Source organism: Microbacterium galbinum (genome assembly GCF_023091225.1).
Taxonomy (GTDB): Bacteria; Actinomycetota; Actinomycetes; order Actinomycetales; family Microbacteriaceae; genus Microbacterium; species Microbacterium galbinum.
This window is the reverse complement of record NZ_JAHWXM010000001.1, coordinates 2,269,838-2,288,840: the sequence shown is the minus strand read 5'-3', so window position 1 is coordinate 2,288,840 and position 19,003 is coordinate 2,269,838. Positions and strand designations below refer to the sequence as shown.

General features: G+C 66.5%; 17 protein-coding genes and 1 pseudogene. 6 read left to right on the top strand and 12 right to left on the bottom strand.

Annotation, left to right across the window (positions count from 1 at the left end):
• The first annotated feature begins 87 nt into the window (after positions 1-87).
• From KZC52_RS10890 to trxA, 4 genes are all read left to right on the top strand, one after another.
• Positions 88-2,244 (top strand): DUF6049 family protein, encoded by a 2,157-nt coding sequence (locus KZC52_RS10890; protein WP_247624066.1) that lies wholly within the window; start codon positions 88-90, stop codon positions 2,242-2,244.
• Positions 2,241-3,857: a murein biosynthesis integral membrane protein MurJ gene (gene murJ / locus KZC52_RS10885; RefSeq protein WP_247624065.1), complete on the top strand. Its 1,617-nt coding sequence runs from the start codon at positions 2,241-2,243 to the stop codon at positions 3,855-3,857. Before KZC52_RS10890 ends, murJ begins: the two co-directional genes overlap by 4 nt.
• Before the next feature lie 93 nt (positions 3,858-3,950).
• Positions 3,951-4,925 carry a thioredoxin-disulfide reductase gene (trxB, locus tag KZC52_RS10880; protein WP_247624064.1) on the top strand — a complete coding sequence of 325 codons (975 nt, stop codon included), beginning with the start codon at positions 3,951-3,953 and terminating at the stop codon, positions 4,923-4,925.
• Between the two features lie 66 nt (positions 4,926-4,991).
• Positions 4,992-5,315, top strand: a complete 324-nt coding sequence (gene trxA / locus KZC52_RS10875; RefSeq protein ID WP_247624063.1) for a thioredoxin — start codon at positions 4,992-4,994, stop codon at positions 5,313-5,315.
• A gap of 193 nt (positions 5,316-5,508) precedes the next feature.
• Here trxA and KZC52_RS10870 read toward each other — a convergent pair whose 3' ends face one another.
• From KZC52_RS10870 to rpmH, 12 genes are all read right to left on the bottom strand, one after another.
• A complete protein-coding gene (locus KZC52_RS10870) occupies positions 5,509-6,027 on the bottom strand; it encodes a GrpB family protein (protein WP_247624062.1) in 519 nt (172 codons plus the stop codon).
• 11 nt (positions 6,028-6,038) lie between these two features.
• Positions 6,039-6,374 (bottom strand): tryptophan synthase subunit alpha, encoded by a 336-nt coding sequence (locus tag KZC52_RS10865; RefSeq protein WP_247624061.1) that lies wholly within the window; start codon positions 6,372-6,374, stop codon positions 6,039-6,041.
• A 10-nt stretch (positions 6,375-6,384) separates the two neighbouring features.
• Complete coding sequence (locus KZC52_RS10860; protein ID WP_247624060.1) at positions 6,385-7,833, bottom strand: sugar porter family MFS transporter; 1,449 nt, start codon at positions 7,831-7,833, stop codon at positions 6,385-6,387.
• Positions 7,834-7,979: 146 nt separating this feature from the next.
• The gene (locus KZC52_RS10855; protein ID WP_247624059.1) at positions 7,980-8,957 is read right to left on the bottom strand and encodes a ParB/RepB/Spo0J family partition protein; all 978 of its coding nucleotides are present in this window, start codon (positions 8,955-8,957) and stop codon (positions 7,980-7,982) included.
• Positions 8,957-9,880, bottom strand: a complete 924-nt coding sequence (locus KZC52_RS10850) for a ParA family protein (RefSeq protein WP_247624058.1) — start codon at positions 9,878-9,880, stop codon at positions 8,957-8,959. The genes KZC52_RS10855 and KZC52_RS10850 overlap by 1 nt, the downstream gene beginning before the upstream one ends.
• A gap of 2,102 nt (positions 9,881-11,982) precedes the next feature.
• Positions 11,983-12,540, bottom strand: a complete 558-nt coding sequence (locus KZC52_RS10845) for a GNAT family N-acetyltransferase (protein WP_308194255.1) — start codon at positions 12,538-12,540, stop codon at positions 11,983-11,985.
• A 15-nt stretch (positions 12,541-12,555) separates the two neighbouring features.
• Entirely contained in the window at positions 12,556-13,182 is a 627-nt protein-coding gene (gene rsmG, locus KZC52_RS10840) for a 16S rRNA (guanine(527)-N(7))-methyltransferase RsmG (RefSeq protein WP_247624747.1), read from the bottom strand.
• Positions 13,183-13,213: 31 nt separating this feature from the next.
• Complete coding sequence (locus KZC52_RS10835; protein ID WP_247624057.1) at positions 13,214-13,705, bottom strand: Jag family protein; 492 nt, start codon at positions 13,703-13,705, stop codon at positions 13,214-13,216.
• Positions 13,705-14,769, bottom strand: a complete 1,065-nt coding sequence (gene yidC / locus KZC52_RS10830; protein WP_247624056.1) for a membrane protein insertase YidC — start codon at positions 14,767-14,769, stop codon at positions 13,705-13,707. Before yidC ends, KZC52_RS10835 begins: the two co-directional genes overlap by 1 nt.
• 3 nt (positions 14,770-14,772) lie before the next feature.
• Positions 14,773-15,123: a membrane protein insertion efficiency factor YidD gene (yidD, locus tag KZC52_RS10825; RefSeq protein WP_247624055.1), complete on the bottom strand. Its 351-nt coding sequence runs from the start codon at positions 15,121-15,123 to the stop codon at positions 14,773-14,775.
• The gene (rnpA, locus tag KZC52_RS10820; RefSeq protein WP_247624054.1) at positions 15,120-15,467 is read right to left on the bottom strand and encodes a ribonuclease P protein component; all 348 of its coding nucleotides are present in this window, start codon (positions 15,465-15,467) and stop codon (positions 15,120-15,122) included. The genes yidD and rnpA overlap by 4 nt, the downstream gene beginning before the upstream one ends.
• Before the next feature lie 6 nt (positions 15,468-15,473).
• A complete protein-coding gene (rpmH, locus tag KZC52_RS10815) occupies positions 15,474-15,611 on the bottom strand; it encodes a 50S ribosomal protein L34 (protein ID WP_013584598.1) in 138 nt (45 codons plus the stop codon).
• Positions 15,612-16,048: 437 nt separating this feature from the next.
• Here rpmH and dnaA point away from each other — a divergent pair.
• Positions 16,049-17,323 (top strand): annotated as a pseudogene (gene dnaA, locus KZC52_RS10810) (chromosomal replication initiator protein DnaA); the annotation flags it as partial.
• 515 nt (positions 17,324-17,838) lie between these two features.
• Positions 17,839-18,984, top strand: a complete 1,146-nt coding sequence (gene dnaN / locus KZC52_RS10805) for a DNA polymerase III subunit beta (RefSeq protein WP_247624052.1) — start codon at positions 17,839-17,841, stop codon at positions 18,982-18,984.
• The last annotated feature ends 19 nt before the right edge of the window (positions 18,985-19,003 follow it).

Here is a 19,003-nt window from a genome sequence, read left to right as displayed (position 1 = left end):
CAGGGTTCTCCTCCGGCGCGCCTTCTAGAATCACAAGGTCAGTACTCACGATTCCGCCCTCTTCCCGGGCGTTCGAGGAAGACCTTCATGACCGCGAGCACCCCCGACAGACGCCTCCGTGCGCGTCTTCGGCGACTCACGAGCGCGGCGGCCGCGTTCACCCTCGCGGCCGGTCTCGGCGCGCTCGCGTCTCCGGCGATGGCGGCCGACGGCGACGACGAGACGACGGATGCCGGCATCGTCGAGCTCTCCGTCGCGATCGGCTCGCACGGCAGGATCACCCCGGGTGCGTCGGCCACGGCATCCCTCTCGCTGCAGAACGACACCGATGCCCGCCTGTCGACCGGCACCGTCACGGTCGAGATCAACCGCACTCCGCTCTCCGACGGCACGGCCGTCTCGACCTGGCTCGATGAGACGTCGGCGCCCGGAGAGTTCGAGACGCTCGGATCGAAGGCGACGGATGCCGTCGAGGCGGGCGGCTCCGATCGCGTCTCGGTCGACATCCCGCCGGAGTCCCTCGCCGAGCTCGCTCCCGGTGTCTATCCGATCCGGGCGGGACTGAGCGGAGCGAGCACCGGCACGGTCGGCAGCGATGACTTCGTGTCGCGCAACGTCTCGGCCGACAGCGTGCTCGTCGTGACCGCCGATGCCGTGCAGGTCGGGGTGATCGTGCCCATCACCGCGACTCCTGCCGACGGCGTGCTGCTCACGGCCGACGAGCTCGCCGAGCTCACGGCGGCCGACGGGGCTCTCACGGCTGCTCTCGAGGGCGTCTCGGGCACGGCGGCCGTGATCGCCATCGACCCCGCGATCGTCGCGGCGATCCGGGTGCTCGGCACCTCGGCGCCGGCGAACGCGACCGATTGGCTCGAGCGCTTCGACGATCTCCCCAACGAGCGCTTCGCCCTGCAGTTCGGCGACGCCGATGCGACGGTGCAGGCGCAGGCGCAGCTGCCGGAGCTGCTGCAGCCCACGACCCTCGCGCCCTTCGTGAACCCCCTGAACTTCCCGAGCAACCCGGCGACGGCCACGCCGACCCCCGGCACCTCCACGCCGTCTCCGACGCCCTCCGCGACCGACGCGCCCGTGCTGCCCGACGACGAGGCGCTCACGACCATCGACGACGCCATCGAGGGAATCGTCTGGCCGTTGGCGGGCGCCCGCTCCGAAGACCTCGCGACTTTCACCTCCTACTTCGGCGGCGAGGTCACGACGATCGTCTCGTCGTCCGCGACGGATGCCGTCGACACCGCGCACGCGACGACCGACGGGCACGACCTGCTCGTCGTCGACGAGGCGATCTCCGCCGCGATCTCCGGTGCCGCGGGCGAATCGGCTTCGGGCGCCCGGCAGCGCTGGCTCGCCGCAGCGAGTGCACAGCTCTACTTCGCCGGGCAGGCGGCGCCGCAGGGCCCGCTCCTGGTCGGCCTCGACCGCGACGAGACCCGAGACGCCGCAGCGCTTCGTGAGGCGATCGCCGCGGTCGACTCCCCCGGCTTCGACCTGTCGTCGGTGCGTTCGGCTCCTGCCGCGGGCGTCGCGCTCACGGGTGCCGTCGACGACCTCCGCGTCAGCGCTCTCCAGAACATGCTGGTCGACGAGGGCACGCTCGCCACCTTCGCCACGATCCTCGACGACCCGCAGGTGCTGCTCGGCCGGGAGCGCATCCGCGTGCTGCGCGAGATCGCGGTCGGCGTGCCCGAGACGAAGTTCAGCACCAACGTCGCCGTGCACCGTGCGGCGACGAACGACACGCTCCACGCCGTCAGCATCCCCCCGTCGAGCACGATCCAGCTGCTCAGCGCCAACGCCGACCTCCCGTTCAGCGTGCGCAACGACCTGCCGTGGCCGGTCAATCTGCGCCTGACGGTCGCGCCCACCGACCCCCGCCTCGAGGTGCAGGGCAGCAACGAGGTCGTCGTGCAGGCGAACTCCAGCGCCCGGGTGAAGGTTCCCGTCTCTGCGCGCGTCGGCAGCGGCGAGCTCGATCTGCGCCTGAACCTCTACAGCCCCACCGGCGCACTGATCGACGGTCCGCAGACGGTGCGCGTCGCGGTGCGCGCCGAGTGGGAGACGATCGGTCTCGTCATCTTCGGCGGTCTCGCCGTGCTGCTGATCGTCGGCGGCGTGATCCGCACGGTGCTCCGTCGACGTCGGGAGTCGTCGGTCGAGGGTGGCGAGACGGATGCCGCGGCGGATACTGAGGCCCTCGACGAATCCGGAGAGAAAGAAACCACGTGAGCAGTCTCGGGCGCGCGAGCGCGATCATCGGCGCCGGCACCCTCGTCTCCCGCATCACGGGGCTGCTCCGCAGCATCGTGCTCGTCGGAGTGCTGGGATCGGTCGCCTCCGAGGCGGCGGACGCCTTCACCTACGCGAACCAGCTGCCGAACAGCGTCTTCTCCCTGATCTCGGTCGGCATCCTCACCGCGGTGATCGTCCCTCAGATCGTGAAGGCCACCGCGGATGCCGACGGCGGCAACGCCTTCATCTCGAAGCTCTTCACCCTGGGCACCGTCGTGCTCGTGGTCGTGACCGCGATCGCCACCGCGGCCGCGCCCTGGCTCGTGCACCTCGTGGCCGGCAAGGCGAGCGATGATGCGCTGGCGCTGGCCACCGCTCTCGCCTACTGGTGCCTGCCGCAGATCCTGCTCTACGGCCTGTACGCGATGCTGGGCGAGGCGCTCAACGCGCGCAAGATCTTCGGTCCCTTCACGTGGGCCCCCGTCGTCAACAACATCGTCTCGATCGCCGGCTTCCTCGCGCTCGGCGCCCTCTTCGGCCCGGTCTCCACCAAGGCGGCCGACTGGACGCCCGAGATGATCACCGTGCTCGGCGGCACCGCCACGCTCGGCATCGCGCTGCAGGCCCTCGTGCTGCTCGTGTTCTGGCGCCGCACCGGACTCGCCCTCAAGCCCGACTTCCGCTGGCGCGGTGTGGGTCTCGGCAACGTCGGCCGGCTCGCCGGATGGACGTTCCTCATGGCGTTCGCGAGCCTTGCGGCCGGCATGTACCAGGGCTATCTCGTGAGCGAGGTGTCGGGCCTCGGGGCCTCGGCCACCGTGACCGCCAACGCCTGGCTCATCTTCATGCTCCCCTACTCGGTGATCGTGCTCTCGATCGGCACCCCGTACTTCACGCAGATCAGCGCGCACGCGGCAGCCGGACGAGACGACGAGGTTCGCGCGGACATCGCGCAGAGCATCCGCACCCTGCTGTTCTTCATCGTCGCCGCCACCGCCGCCGTCGCCGCGGCCGCGATCCCCGCGTCCCGCGTCTTCACCGACAACGCCGACGACGCCCAGGCGGCCGCCCTCGTGCTGATCGCCTATCTGTTCGGCCTCATCCCGCTCACGATCCTGTTCATCGTGCAGCGCACCTTCTACGCCTACGACGACACCCGCACGCCGTTCTGGTTCACGATCTTCCAGTGCGTGCTCATCGTCGGCACGGCCCTCGGGGCTCTCGGCCTGCGTGAGGCGGGCATCATCCCGCTGACCTCGCTCGCCGCCGCCGTGGCCCTCGGCCAATCGATCGCGAGCATTGTGCAGACGATCGTCGCCACCTGGCTGCTGCACCGCAAGATCGGCGGCCTGCAGATCCGCTCCTGGATGGCCGCGATCGGCCGCTTCGCACTCGCCGGCATCCCCGCGGGCTTCGCCGGATGGGGCGCCTTCGTGCTGCTGGGCGGTGTCGACGGCTGGACGATGGCCGACAAGTTCCAGGGCGCCCTCGGTACCGCGATCGTCGGACTCGTCGTCGTGGTCGTCTACCTCGGCATCCTCGCCCTGCTCCGCGCTCCCGAACTGAAGGCCGCCGGAGCCCTCGCCCGGCGCTTCCTGCCCGGTCGCTGAGCGTCTCCCGTCGCGGGAATGCCGCGCGGTTACCATGGGTTGAAGCTGTCGGACATCATTCGATGGCATTGCAGTTCTCACAGGGAGCATTTCATGCGTCAGGTCGTCATCATCGGCTCCGGCCCCGCCGGTTTCACCGCCGCCATATACGCGGCGCGCGCGAACCTCGAGCCGCTGCTCATCGCGAGCTCGGTCGAGGTCGGCGGTGAGCTGATGAACACCACCGAGGTCGAGAACTACCCCGGCTTCCCCGATGGCATCCAGGGCCCCGAGCTCATGGCCAAGTTCCAGGAGCAGGCCGAGAAGTTCGGCACCGAGGTCGTCTACGACGACGTCGCGTCGCTCGAGCTCGACGGACCGGTCAAGAAGGTCACCCTCGGCAGCGGCACGGTGCACGAGACCCAGACCCTCATCTACGCGACGGGCTCGGCGTACCGCAAGCTCGGCATCGAAGGCGAAGAGCGCCTCTCCGGCTACGGCGTCTCGTGGTGCGCCACCTGCGACGGCTTCTTCTTCCGCGAGAAGACGATCGCGGTCGTCGGCGGCGGCGACTCGGCGATGGAAGAGGCCACGTTCCTCACCCGCTTCGCCGACAAGGTCTACGTGATCCACCGCAAGGACACCCTCCGCGCGTCGAAGATCATGCAGGAGCGCGCCTTCGCGAACGAGAAGATCGAGTTCATCTGGAACAGCGAAGTCGCCGAGATCCTCGGCAAGGACTCGGTCGAGGGCGTGCAGCTGCGCTCCACCGAAGACGGCACGCTGCGCGAACTGCCCCTCGACGGTCTCTTCGTCGCGATCGGTAACGACCCGCGCACGCACCTCGTGCACGACAAGCTGAAGCTCACCGCCGAGGGCACGATCTGGGTCGACGGCCGCTCCTCGGTCACCTCGGTTCCCGGTGTCTTCGCCGCCGGCGACGTGATCGACCCCACCTACCGTCAGGCCATCACCGCTGCCGGTTCCGGAACGGTCGCCGCCCTCGACGCCGAGCACTTCCTCGCCGACCTCGAAGACGCCTCCGTCGAGTTCCCGGCCGCCGAAGCGGCCGAGATCATCACCGCCTGACCTACGGGAACACTTTCCTCCGGTCGGCTGTTGTATCCGACGAACCTCGAACAAGGAGAAACTCTGATGAGTGCACAGGCTACGAGCCAGGCGACCTGGGAGCAGGACGTACTGCAGGCCGAAGGTCCCATTCTCGTGGACTTCTGGGCCGAATGGTGCGGACCGTGTCGTATGGTCGCCCCGGTCCTGGACCAGATCCAGGCCGACAACCCCGACAAGATCACCATCCTCAAGCTCAACGTCGACGAGAACCCCGAGCTGGCGATGAAGTACCAGATCACGTCGATCCCGGCGATGAAGGTGTTCCAGGGCGGTGAGGTCAAGACGACCATCATCGGCGCGAAGCCGAAGCCGGCCCTCGAGAAGGACCTCGCGGCCTTCATCGGCTGAGTCTGAGAAGTTTCGGGCCGTCACTCTCTTCGGAGGGTGGCGGCCTTTCTCGTTCTTGCCGTTGTTCTACGGATGCTTTCGGTGACGGGCTCCGGGATGTTCCCCTCTCTCGCAGAACGGGGACCCTCCCGCTTCGCGGGCCCCTCCCGACAGAAGCTGGGTCCCTGGGCTTGTGCAAGGCCCCACCCCGCGGCTACTTGTCCGACACCTCGATCCGCGGCAACCCCCGGGCCGTGCGCGCGCGATCCACGATCTCCTGGATCACCGGGGTCTTCGCGGCGCTGTAGCTCGAGGTACCGCGGGCAGCGGCGGCCACGGCATCGCACTTCGCGTGCCGGTAGCGATCGGCATCCGCGGGGTGCTCGAGCAGCCAGTCCCGCAGGATCCTCTGGTTCACGGCATCCCAGTCTGCCGCGGTGAAGAAGTGCGCGATATGCGTGCGCACGCCGTCCCTCTCACGGAGCATCACCGGGTGACTGCGCACCGCGCTCCCCCGCCGCCAGCCCGACCTCTCGAGCGCACTCCGATGCCGCTCGAAGTCCGCAGGATCCGCAACCCGCACCGCGAGGTCGATGATGGGCTTCGCGCGCATGCCGGGGATCGCGGTCGAACCGATGTGCTCGATGACCCAGTCCGGGTCGCCGTGCGAGCGCAACAGGGCGGCAGCATCCGCGAACTGCTCGGGCCACGACGGGTCGTAGGCGACGAGCATCCGTGGCATCGTCAGGAGGCGTCCGCGACCGTCGGGTCCCACCGGCGGTAGCGCTGCTTCTCGTCGAGCAGGCCCCACACGGCCGGCGTCAGCTCCGGGTACTCGAGGGCGATCTGCCGCAGCACCCGGTAGTGCCGGGCTTCGTTCGGCCGCACGCCGTCGTTCGCGCTGATGTTGTCGGCGCGCAGCAGGTAGACGACGAGCTCATCGATGCTGGGGAGCTCCTCCATGAACTCCCACGGGTCCTCCCCGCCCAGCAACCGCTCCTGCACGATCACGGCGAGTTCGTCGGATGCCTCGGCACGCAGTACTTCCAGGCTGGCGCGACGGGGGACGGACTCGCTCATGCCTTCCAGCCTACGCGCGTGCGCGACGGGGTCGGCGCTCGACCTTCACATCTTCGCTCATGTCCTCGAGCTCCTTGCCCTTGGTCTCGGCGACCTTGAAGTACACGAAGAAGAACGACAGCAGTGCGAAGAACGCGTAGAAACCGTAGGCGGACGGCAGGCCGATGTTGGCGAACGCGGGGAACGTCGTCGAGATGAAGAAGTTCGCCGCCCACTGCGCCGCCGCTGCGACCGCGAGAGCGCCCGCGCGGATCGAGTTCGGGAACATCTCGCCCAGCAGCACCCACACGAGCGGGCCCCAGGTGGCACCGAAGAACACGACGAACGCGTTGGCGCAGATCAGCGCCACGGTCGACCAGGGCTCGGGCAGCGTGACGGCACCGGCGGAATCGAGGGTGCCGAACGAGAACGCGAGAGCCATGAGGCCGAGAGAGATCGTCATGCCCACCGATCCGACGAGCAGCATGATGCGGCGGCCGACCTTGTCGACGAGCAGGATCGCGACGATCGTCACCACGATGTTCGTGACGGAAGTGATCACCGTGATCAGCAGCGCCTCGGACTCACCGAAGCCGACCGACTGCCACAGCGTCGTCGAGTAGTAGAAGATGACGTTGATGCCGACGAACTGCTGGAAGACCGACAGCAGGATGCCGACCCAGACGATCGGCTTGAGGCCGAAGCGGTTGCCGCGCAGGTCGCGCAGGGATTCCTTCTTCTCCGTGTCGATCGTGCCGGTGATCTCGGAGATCTTGGCCTTCACATCGACCGTGCCCGTGACGGTCGTGAGCACCTCGGATGCCTTCTCGATGTCGCCCTTGCGCACGAGATAGCGCGGGGATTCGGGGAGTTTCAGCGCCATGATGCCGTAGACGGTCGCCGGGATCGCCTCCGCGATGAACATCCATCGCCAGGCGTACAGACCCCAGAGCGACTCGGCGGCGCCGCCGGCGACCTCGGCGAGCAGGGCGTCCGACAACAGGGCGACGAAGATACCGCTCACGATCGCGAGCTGCTGCAGCGAGCCGAGTCGACCGCGCATGCTGGCGGGAGAGACCTCGGCGATGTACGCCGGCGCGATGACGGATGCCGCGCCGACACCCAGGCCACCGACGATGCGCCAGATGATCAGGTCGACGACGCTGAACGCCAGGCCGGAACCGATCGACGACACCAGGAAGAGGACCGCAGCCGCGACCATGATGGGGATGCGTCCGTACCGGTTCGCCAGCGGACCGGCGAACCACGCGCCGACCGCACAACCGATGAGGGCCGACGAAACGGCGAAGCCCTTGAGGCCGGCGCCGAGGTCGAAGCCCGACTGGTTGCCGGCGAGAGCATCCACCGCGCCGTTGATGACCGCTGTGTCGAATCCGAAGAGGAATCCGCCGAGGGCCGCGGCGATGCTGATCGCGATCACCTTCCCCTTGATGCCGGATCCGGATGCTGTCGCTGACATGTTGCCCTCCCATGGGTCGTCCTCAGCGAGTCTAGAACTCCGGAGAATCTCGCGGGGGTGCTTGACATCGAGGGCCGTCGACGAGAAAAGCGCCCGACTCCCCGTGATTCAGGGGGTCGGACGCGGTTCTCTGCGGTGGATCCGGCTCAGTTGCCGTAGCTCTCCTCGCCGAGTTCACTGAGGATGCGGTTGAGATCCTGGATCGAGGCGAAATCGATCGTGACCTGGCCTTTGCGCGATCCGAGGGAGATCTTGACCCGCGTGTTGAGGCGATCCCCGAGCTTGCCGGCGACCTCGTCGAGGTAGGCGCGGCGCGCTCCCGGCGTCGCCTTCGTCGTCTTGGTGCCACTGCTCCACTGCGTCTTCGCGGCCTCCTCGGTCGCGCGCACCGAGAGGTCTTCGTTCACGACCTTGTCGGCGAGGCGCTGCATCGATTCGGGCGTCTCGAGGCTGAGGATCGCGCGAGCGTGGCCCGCGGTCAGCACGCCCGCCGCGACACGCTGCTGCACGGGCACCGGCAGCTTGAGCAGACGGATCGTGTTGCTGATCTGAGGACGGGAACGACCGATGCGCGTCGCGAGTTCCTCCTGCGTGATGCCGAAGTCCTCGAGCAGCTGCTGGTAGGCGGATGCCTCTTCCAGAGGGTTGAGCTCGGAACGGTGGAGGTTCTCGAGCAGCGCGTCGCGCAGGAGATTCTCATCGGCGGTCTCGCGCACGATCGCGGGGATGGCGGTGAGGCCGGCCTCCCGAGCGGCGCGCGTGCGCCGCTCCCCCATGATCAGCTCGTAGTCGCCCTCGGAGTTGGTGCGCACGACGACGGGCTGCAGCACGCCGAACTCCCGCACGCTGTGCACCAGCTCGGCGAGATCATCGGCGTCGAAGTGGGTGCGCGGCTGGCGCGGGTTGGCGACGATCTTGTTCGGGTCGACCTGCACGAGGTGGATTCCCGGCACGACGGTGAGGTCCGCAGCATCCGCGCCCTCGGCCGGTGCCTCGGTCGTGGTCGTCGACTCCGACGGACGGATGCTCGCGCCGGGGAAGAACACGTCGACCGGACGCTCCGTCTGATCGGCCGTGGGGATGAGTGCGCCGATTCCGCGGCCCAGACCAGTGCGCTTCGCCATCATTTCTCCTTGCTCTGCGCCGCACGCGACGCGATTTCGACAGCGGCCTCACGATACGCGATCGCGCCGGCGGACTGACCGTCGTAGGCGATCACCGTCTGGCCGAAACTCGGGGCTTCCGACACGCGCACCGACCGCGGGATCATCGTCTCGAGCACCTGCTCGGGGAAATGACCGCGCACCTCTTCGGCCACCTGCTGCGCCAGGCGGGTACGCCCGTCGTACATCGTCAACAGGATCGTCGAGAGGTGGAGACCCGGGTTCAGGTGCTTCTGGATCATCTGGATGCTGCCGAGCAGTTGGCTCAGACCCTCCAGCGCGTAGTACTCGCACTGAATGGGAATGAAGACCTCGGATGCCGCGGTGAACGCGTTGATCGTGAGGAGACCGAGCGACGGCGGGCAGTCGATGATCACGAAGTCCATCGGCGTGCTCTTGAGGTACTCGTCGAGTGCTGTGCGCAGTCGATGCTCGCGCGCGACCTGCGCCACGAGCTCGATCTCGGCGCCGGCGAGGTGAATCGTGCTCGGCGCGCAGAAGAGGTTCTCATCTTCGGGGCTCTGCTGGACGATCTCAGCGAGGGGCGTGCCCTCGATCAGGACGTCGTAGATGCTCGCGGTCTCCGCATTGTGTGGAACTCCGAGCGCCGTCGACGCGTTTCCCTGCGGATCGAGGTCGATCACGAGGACCTTCGCCCCCAGTCCGGCGAGGGCCGAAGCCACGTTCACCGCAGTCGTGGTCTTACCGACCCCACCCTTCTGGTTGGAGACCGTCATCACCCGCGTCTCTCCGGAGAACTCCACCTTCGTGGACTCCAGAGCACGACGTCGAGCTGACAGGTCGGCGAGCTCCCGCGCGAGCGGTGTATCCATCCCGAATGATTCACTCGGGGATGCCTTCTCGGACTGTTTCACGTGAAACATCCACTCCTTTCGGGGCCGCGTTCCACTCTAATCGCTTGGACCGACGTCGGAACGCCGAGGGTGGGGTTCCTCGGGCTGTCCGGGGGCTGTATCTCGGGTTTTCTGGGTGCTCTTTGGGGTGTGGGGGTGCAGTAGCCCCTGGGGGTGTGGAGGTGAAGCGCTCCCTTCGTTCGCAGAACGGGGACCCTCCCGCTTCGCGGCCCCCTCCCGATGCTCACTCCCGGGAGTACTTCACCTCCACACGGCTCGATCGCGTCAATCAGTCGAGGTTGGTGTCGGCATCTCTACAACGTTTCACGTGAAACACTGCTGCGCGGCGGGAGGAGCACCGGTGGCCAGGGGTCCGGCGACCCCTCGCAAACTTCGCGATCTACCGGGCTGGCGTCTGTCGGAGTTGGTGCCCTCAATCCGGAGTCGCCCTCATCGACATGCACCTCTTGCAGCTGACGTGCCGGACCTCCGCCTCAAGGTGCGGGTGCGCTCCTCTGGAGCCGTAGTGGGGACTCGCTTAGCGGACCAGTCAGTTGGTTGCCTACTGCTCGGAGTCGCACAGGCGCAGTGTTAGCCGCCTCGGCTGAATGCGTGTTTCACGTGAAACACAGGGGGATGAGTGTCTAGCGGGCCCGGGGTGGGCGAAACCCACGGTCCCTGAGCGAGCGAAGCGAGACGAAGGGCCGCCAGCGAGGAACAGTCAGCTACGCGCCCCCGCGCAGTACCTCCCTCGTCATCTCCATCCCGCGTTCCCCACTCCCCTCTCCCCTCTCCCCTCCCCTCGCCACGCTCCCCGCCTCTCTCGCCACGTGCTCCGCACTCCTCGCCACGTTCCCCGCGCTCCTCGCCAGTCCCCGGCCGCCGTCTCGGCGATGAGGAATCGTATGTTTCACGTGAAACAAGGTCAGATGGCCCCAAGCTGCGGCGCTTCGAGCTCTGATCATCACCGATTGCTTCCGCCGAACGGAAGTGAGGCACTCCACCAGCCGGCAGCGGTAGCCCGCGACGCGGCGCCCGCCCCACCCCGCCCCGTCCCGTCCACCCGTGCCGTACCGCCGCCCCGCCGCCTCCCGCCGTGCCCTTCCCCGCGTCCCCCCGGCGTCCCCCTCGTCCCGCTTCGCCTCGCTGCGTCTTGCTTTGAGCGATCCCGCTTCGCGTCATCCCGCTTTGCCGCGCTTCGCATCCCCATGCCTCGTTTCGTGCCGGCTTGCCGCGTTTCGTTCCGGTTCACCGAGCTCTCCTACGGGGGGAGGGGCGGAGGGCGCGAAGTGGCGCGGCGCAAGGCGACGGGCCGAAAGGCGAAGGGCCGAAACGAGCGCCACCGGTCCCCGCACCTCCCCCACACTCCGTCCACTGTTCGTCGCTATCCCGGCCGCAGCACCACATGTTTCACGTGGAACATCGCCCTCAGAGCCCCGGGAACGGCGCAACGCGCAACGACAGGTGACGTGGACCGCAGAGGTGACTGGGTGCTCCAGGACCTATCGTCGCGCGACCCGCGGCCCAGCGACCCCCGCCATCACTGCGCGAGTGGGCCACATGAAACAAGAAGAAGCGAACGAAGTCACAAGCGAAGGGAACACCACCACTGCGCACCAGCTGCCTCAAACCCTCTGATCGGGCTTTCTAACCAGATGTTTCACGTGAAACAAAGCCATCCGACACCAGCAGCCCCTCAACGCACTCGCCCTCCGCGCGCTGCTGCATCAGATTGAGCGAGCTTAGTGCGCTCCCTCACCTGAGCATCGACACGAACTCGCGGGGTAGCAACGCCTCAAGCGCTCCTCGCACGAGCGAGAAGTACTCGAGAGCCGCAACCCAACCGACCAACCCTGCCGCTCCCTACGTCTTCGCACTGGAGATAACGATCTTCATCGAGAACGATGTTTCACGTGAAACACAGATGTCCAGAGGCCGTCAGCGCCCGCTCCTCCCTGCTCGCACAGGCCTACAAGCCACCGTGTGGAGGTGGCGTACTCCCGGGAGTGAGCATCGGGAGGGGCCCGCGAAGCGGGAGGGTCCCCGCTCTGCGAACGAAGGGAGTACGCCGCCTCCACACCCACAAGAAACGCACGAAAGCAGTCACCGACGTTTCACGTGAAACAGCAGAACTACGAGGACTCCACTCCCCCACGAACCATGAAGACGTCCACGGCATCCTCGCTCTCGAGCCTGAACCCATGACGCTCATAGAGACGCCGAGCGGCACTCCCCTGCAGCACGTTGAGGCGCAAAGGGAGCCCGGTGTCATGCTTCTCGAGAAGGTGAGTGAGCACCGCAGTCCCCACACCCTTGCCCTGCACGTTCGGGTCCAGATAGAAGTGCTCGATCCATACGGCATCCGGCTCGTCGCGAACGGCAACGGATCCCACGTCGCGCCCATCGAGGACGATGACCCAGGTGTTCTCCGGCACGAAAGCCCTCAGGAAGCGTTCACGCACCCAGGTCGGGTCGTACCTGTCGAGTCGCTCGAGATCCGGACGCATCACCACGGCGCGCAGCTCGGCCATCCACGCCGCATCGGTCGATGTGCTCGTGCGCAACGTCCAGCCCATGTCGATACCCTCCCGACCGCGAACACTCTGATCTAAAGCGAATCCGCGCGACGTTTCACGTGAAACATCGTCGACCTCAGGCGTGACCCCTCCCTCGGCGATGCGATGTTTCACGTGAAACATCCGCGCTCAGGCGCGTACGAAGGCCCGGATCACGCGGGTGATCTCCGGGAGAACGCCCTCACCGAGCACCTCCACTCGCACGTCGCTGAGCTTGTACTTCTTGATCTGCTTCTGCGCGGCGTCGATCTCGTTCGCCGCGTTCATCCCCTTGAGGAGTGTCACCTCTCCCCCATCGCGCACGAGCGGGGCAGTGAGAGGGAGCAGTGTGCGCAGAGCGCTGACGGCACGCGCGGTGACCACGTCGAAGGCGCCGGGTCGGCCCACATCCTCGGCGCGAGCGCGCAGGATCTCCACGTTCTCGAGGCCGAGCTCGTCGACCTGCTCGGTCAACCACGTCACGCGTCGTTCCATGGGCTCGATGAGGGTCCAGTGCACATCCGGTCGGGCGATCGCCAGCACCAGACCCGGAAGTCCCGCTCCAGAGCCGATGTCGGCGACACGGCCGTGGAAGAGAGGTGCGGCGATCGCGCTGTTCAGAATGTGACGCGTCCACAGTCGCGGCAGTTCCAACGGGCCGATCAGACCACGCTGTTCTCCTTCACGGGCGAGGGCGTCGGTGAAGGCACGTGCGGTGTCGATCCGATCACCGAAGAGCGTGGCCGCAACGGCTGGTTCCACCTCGAGCCCACTCATGCCGAGTACATCCGACATCGATCGTTCGATGTCAGCGACGGCGCAGAACCGTGTGACGGTCCGCGCCCTCGCCGTACGACTCGGAGACGAGTCCGCGTTCCGCCGCGATGTCGTGCACGAGCTTCCGCTCGTAGCTCGACATCGAGGGCAGCGACGCCTGAGACGCACCCTCATCGAGCTTCGCTGCAGCGGCATCCACCAGCGTCTCGAGCTGACGACGACGCGTGTCGCGCGAACCGCCGATGTCGAGGATCAGGCGGGAGAACGATCCGGTCTTGCTCTGCACGGCGAGGCGCGTGAGCTCCTGCAGCGCCTGAACCGTGTCGGGAGCCGACAGGAGGGTGAGGCCGTCGCCCTCCGCCTCGACCGAGACGTACGCACGTCCCTGACGAACATCGAGATTCAGGTCACCGTCGATGTCGGCGATGTCGAGCAGCTCTTCGAGGTAGTCCGCGGCGATGTCGCCCTCGTTCTCGAGCTCGGCCACCGTGGGCTCGACGTTCTCGGTCACGCTCTCGCTCATCAGGAGCCCTTCTTCTTCGCGCGCTTCTTACCCACCGGCTGCTGACGCTTCGGGGCTTCGGCCTTGGCCTTCTCCGCCTCGTCGAACAGACGCTTCTGCTCGGCCTCGTAAGCGGCCATCGGAACGACCTTGCCCGAGGAGTCGATCGCCTTGCCCTTGCGAGCGAGGCGCTCCTCGCGGGCCTTGGCTGCTTCGGATCCGGGGGTCGGCATCTCGCGGATGACGAGGAACTGCTGCCCCATCGTCCACAGGTTCGAGATGAACCAGTACACGACGACGCCGAGCGGGAAGAAGATACCCGAGAAGATGAAGCCCAGCGGCAGAACGTAGAGCATGATCTTCTGCATCTGGTACGCCTGGCCGGTCTTGGCCTCGGGCGACAGGTTCTTCGAGATGATCTGCAGCTGGGTGAAGAACTGCGAACCGATCATGAGCACCACGAGCGTGACCAGGATGATGATCGCCGTGGTGTTGCCGGCGTCGACCGCGTTGCCCAGCGTCTCGTGCAGCGAGGCGACGCCGAAGAGCTTCGCGTCGTAGAACTGCTCCGTGAGCTCGGCGTTGAGCAGGCCCACACCGCCGATGCCGGCCGCGTGGTGCTTGGTGACATCGCTGAGCACGCTGAAGAGCGAGAAGAAGACCGGCATCTGCACGAGGAGCGGGAGACAGCTCGACATCGGCGTCGTGCCGTGCTTCTTGTACAGGGCCATCGTCTCGCGACTCATGGCCTCACGGCTGAGCTGGTCGCGCTTGCCCTTGTACTTCTCCTGGACTTTCCGCAGTTCAGGAGCGATTTCCATCATCTTTCGCTGGCTCTTGATCTGCTTCACGAAGAGCGGGATCAGAGCAGCACGCACCACGATGACGAGACCGACGATCGACAGGACCCAGGTGATCCCCGACGCTGCCGGCAGGCCGACGGCGGTCAACAGCCAGTGCCAGGCGACGAGCACCAGCTCGACCAGCCACTTGAGCGGCCAGAGGATGGTTCCGATCAGATCGAAACCTCCGGAGGAGGGGGCCGGCGACGGTGAGACGCTGGCGAGCAGAAGGTCGAGACCCACCGGTCAGTCCTTTCGAGCGGGAACGACGAAACCATGGGCGGTCAGGTCGTGGCGGAAGTGTTCGTGCGGTTTCACGTCGTCGACGCCCCCGCGGGTCCAGGGATTGCAACGGAGGATGCGCCATGCCGAGAGCAGTGTTCCCCGCACGGCACCGTGCTGTTGCACCGCACCTACAGCGTAAGCCGAACAGGACGGGTAGTACGCACAGACATCTCCGTACATCGGGGAGATCACCTTGCGGTACCCGGTGAGGAACCCGAGCACGAGATTGCGCGGGATCAACGGGATGCTGCGCATCAGGTCACCCGTGTGCAGGTGTCCCGTCCCGATGGAGGATGCCGGCAGCGCGGTCATCGCGCGTCCGTCGGTGCGAGTCGGGAGAAGCAGCGCTCGACATCGGCCTGGAGCTCGGCGTAGGTCGCGGTCGCGGACGACGGAAGGGCACGGATGACGACATCCGTGCCCTGGGGTACGCGCGACAGCGCTTCGGCGCACACAGCTTTGAGTCGACGCCGCACGGTGTTTCGAACCACCGCCCCGCCGACCTGCTTGCTGATGATGAAGCCGAAACGCGCGGCCCTGCTCTCATCCGTCGTCATCATCGAGGTGATGACGCGCGCCCCGCCACAGCGTGAACCGCGACGAACGACCAACCGGTAGTCGCTCCCGCGGGTCAGCCGATAGGCGCGGGCGAGCACAGCGGATTACGCGGAGAGCTCGGTGCGGCCCTTCGCACGACGCGCGGCGAGGATGCCACGACCCGCACGGGTACGCATACGGGCGCGGAAGCCGTGCTTCTTGGCGCGACGACGGTTGTTGGGCTGGAAGGTGCGCTTGCTCATAAGATCACTCCGGGAATGCTGCCACCGGATTCACTGCGACCGGAGACAATTTTGGGAACTGCCGAAAAGGCATAAGTCAACCGACTAAGGGTACGTCGCGGCGGCGCACAGAGCAAATCTGCGCGCTTCGCCGCGGTGGATCGGTGAGTACCGCACAGCCATTATCCACAACCTCGAACGCCGGGCGTGACACAACACGCGCGTTGATTTTCCAGGGCAGGTTGCCGTTCCCGGCTGCGATGACTACCGTTGGCATCCGTAGTTATCCACAGGGGCGACCCGCGTCTCGCAGCCCCTCACCGATCCCCGCCCGGAGCGTCATGTCCTCACCTGCCCAGCCCGACGTCCCGATCTGGACCACGGTGCAGGAGTTGCTGGTCGATGACGATCGGGTCACGCCGCAGCTGCAGGGCTTCCTGAGTCTCGCCGTCCCGGCAGGGGTCATGTCGGCCACCCTCTATCTCGAGGTGCCCAACGACCTCACCGCCGCACAGATCAACAAGCGTCTGCGGTTGCCGATCATGGAGGCCCTCACCCACATCGGTGAAGAGGTCACCTCTTTCCGCGTCGTGGTCAACCACGAGCTCGCCGAGCAGCCCACCGCCCCCATCGCCGTGGCCGACTTCGGGCGACAGGAGAACGTGCGCGTCGAGTCGCCGATGGAGCAGCCGACGCCGCTGCGCCACGAGTCGCGCCTCAACCCCAAGTACACGTTCGACAACTTCGTCATCGGTCAGTCCAACCGTTTCGCGCACGCGGCGGCGGTCGCCGTGGCCGAGGCGCCGGCCAAGGCGTACAACCCCCTCTTCATCTACGGCGACTCGGGGCTGGGTAAGACCCACCTCCTCCACGCGATCGGCGACTACGCCCAGTCCCTCTACGCGGGAGTCAAGGTGCGCTACGTCTCGAGCGAGGAGTTCACGAACGACTTCATCAACTCGATCGCGAACAACCGCGGCGCCGCGTTCCAGGCGCGCTACCGCGAGGTCGACATCCTGCTCATCGACGACATCCAGTTCCTGCAGGGTCGCGCCGAGACGCAGGAAGCGTTCTTCCACACCTTCAACACCCTCCACGATCACAACAAGCAAGTCGTGATCACGAGCGATGTCGCGCCGAAACACCTCACCGGCTTCGAGGACCGCATGCGCAGCCGATTCGAGTGGGGTCTGATCACCGACGTGCAGGCGCCCGACCTCGAGACGCGTATCGCCATCCTGCGCAAGAAGGCGCAGAGCGAGGCCCTCCACATCCCCGACGAGGTGCTCGAGTACATCGCGACCGTGGTGTCGTCGAACATCCGCGAACTCGAGGGCGCACTCATCCGTGTCTCGGCCTTCGCGAGCCTGAACCGCTCGGCGCTCGACATCTCCCTCGCCCAGACGGTGCTGCGAGACATCGTCGACACGGCGGAGGACAACATCATCTCGCCGACCGACATCATCACGGCGACCGCTCAGTACTTCAAGCTCACCGTCGACGACCTGTACGGATCGAGTCGCTCGCAGCAGATCGCGACGGCGCGTCAGATCGCCATGTACCTCTGCCGGGAACGCACGAGCCTCTCGCTGCCGAAGATCGGTCAGCTGTTCGGCAACCGCGACCACACCACGGTGATGTACGCCTACAAGAAGATCAGCGACCTCATGAAAGAGCGTCGCTCCATCTACAACCAGGTGACCGAGATCACCACGCAGCTCGGTCGTCGCTGACCGCTCGCACCGCAGTCAGCGCCTCGAGAAGGGGGACACGGCATCCGTTCGCGGGTCGTGTCCCCCTTTTTTCGGACTTGACGACGATCCGCGGCATCCGATAAATGCCTCTATGCACATGTGGATAACTTGTGGATGGTTGTGAATCACATCGGGATGAATGAGGTCCGAAGACCCAAACCTGTGGATAACTTCGGGGGACGGACCGGACGGTCGGATGCCTCGAACCCGCGGTTTCCTCAGGGATTCCACAACTGACAAGCGTGTAGTTCCCTACTCGCGACTACTATCCACCGAGTTATCCACAGTATCCACAGCTGTTAACACCGTTAAGGAGTTAACCCGGTTAAGGCGCGATCCGATCACCAGACGGTGGGGAGAACCACCCCGAACGACAGATTCCCGTCGGCGTAGGGATCCGAAGGTCTCTGGGGCTAGCATGGGAAGCCCTGCGGTGGGCCCACCTCGCAGCAGTACCGACGACACCGTCCTAGATCGACGACAAGGGAGCACCCGTGAGGTTTCAGGTCAACCGCGATGTCTTCAGCGAGGCAGTGTCGTTCGTCGTCAAGCTTCTGCCGCAGCGCAACCCGCAGCCGATCCTCGCCGGAGTGCTGATCGAGGCGGACGGTTCAGGGCTGACCCTCTCGGCCTTCGACTACGAGGCATCCGCACGCACCACGATCGAGGCCACCGTCGACACCCCCGGCACGATCCTCGTGCACGGCCGTCTGCTCTCCGACATCGCCAGCCGTCTGCCGAACGCTCCGATCGAGATCGCGGTCGAGGAAGACGGCGGCATCACGGTCACCTGCGGATCCGCCCGATTCACCCTCGCGGCCATGCCCGTCGAGGAGTACCCGTCGATCCCCGAGGTCGCCGGCTCCTCCGGTGTCGTCCCGGCCGACGACTTCGGCACGGCGATCGCCCAGGTCGGCTTCGCCGCTTCGCGTGACGACGTCACCCCGGTTCTCACGGGTGTGCAGCTCGAGGTATCGGGCCAGAGTCTGAGTCTCGTCGCGACCGACCGCTACCGCGTATCGCTCCGCGACGTGCCGTGGGACGGCGAATCCGCTGGGGATCAGACCGCGCTCGTCCCCGCCCGCACGCTCGTCGAGGTCGGGAAGACCTTCGGCCACGCCGGAACCATCCAGATCGCGTTCTCGGGTGCCGGCGACCGCGAGATCATCGCGTTCACCGCGGGGAACAAGACCGTCACCTCGTTGCTGATCAAGGGCAACTTCCCGCCCGTGCGCCGCCTGTTCCCCGAGCAGACCGACCACTACGCGGTCGTCAACACCGCCGACCTCATCGAGGCCGTGCGTCGTGTCGCCCTCGTGCTCGATCGCGCGGCTCCGCTGCGGTTCACGTTCTCGAGCGACAGCGTGACGATGGATGCCTCGGGCAGCGAGCACGCTCGCGCCTCCGAGTCGGTCGACGCGATCCTCTCCGGTGGCGAAGAGGTCGTGCTCGGCCTCAACCCGCAGTACCTGATCGAGGCGCTCGGAGCCGTGAAGAGCGAGTTCGTGCGCGTCACGTTCACCTCGAGCGACAACGCCAACAAGCTCAGCCCGGTGCTGATCACGAGCCAGACCTCGGTCGACCAGGCGGGTCTCGACTCGTTCAAGTACCTCCTGCAGCCGAACCTCCTGCTGCGCTGAGCCCCTGCGCTGAGCCCCG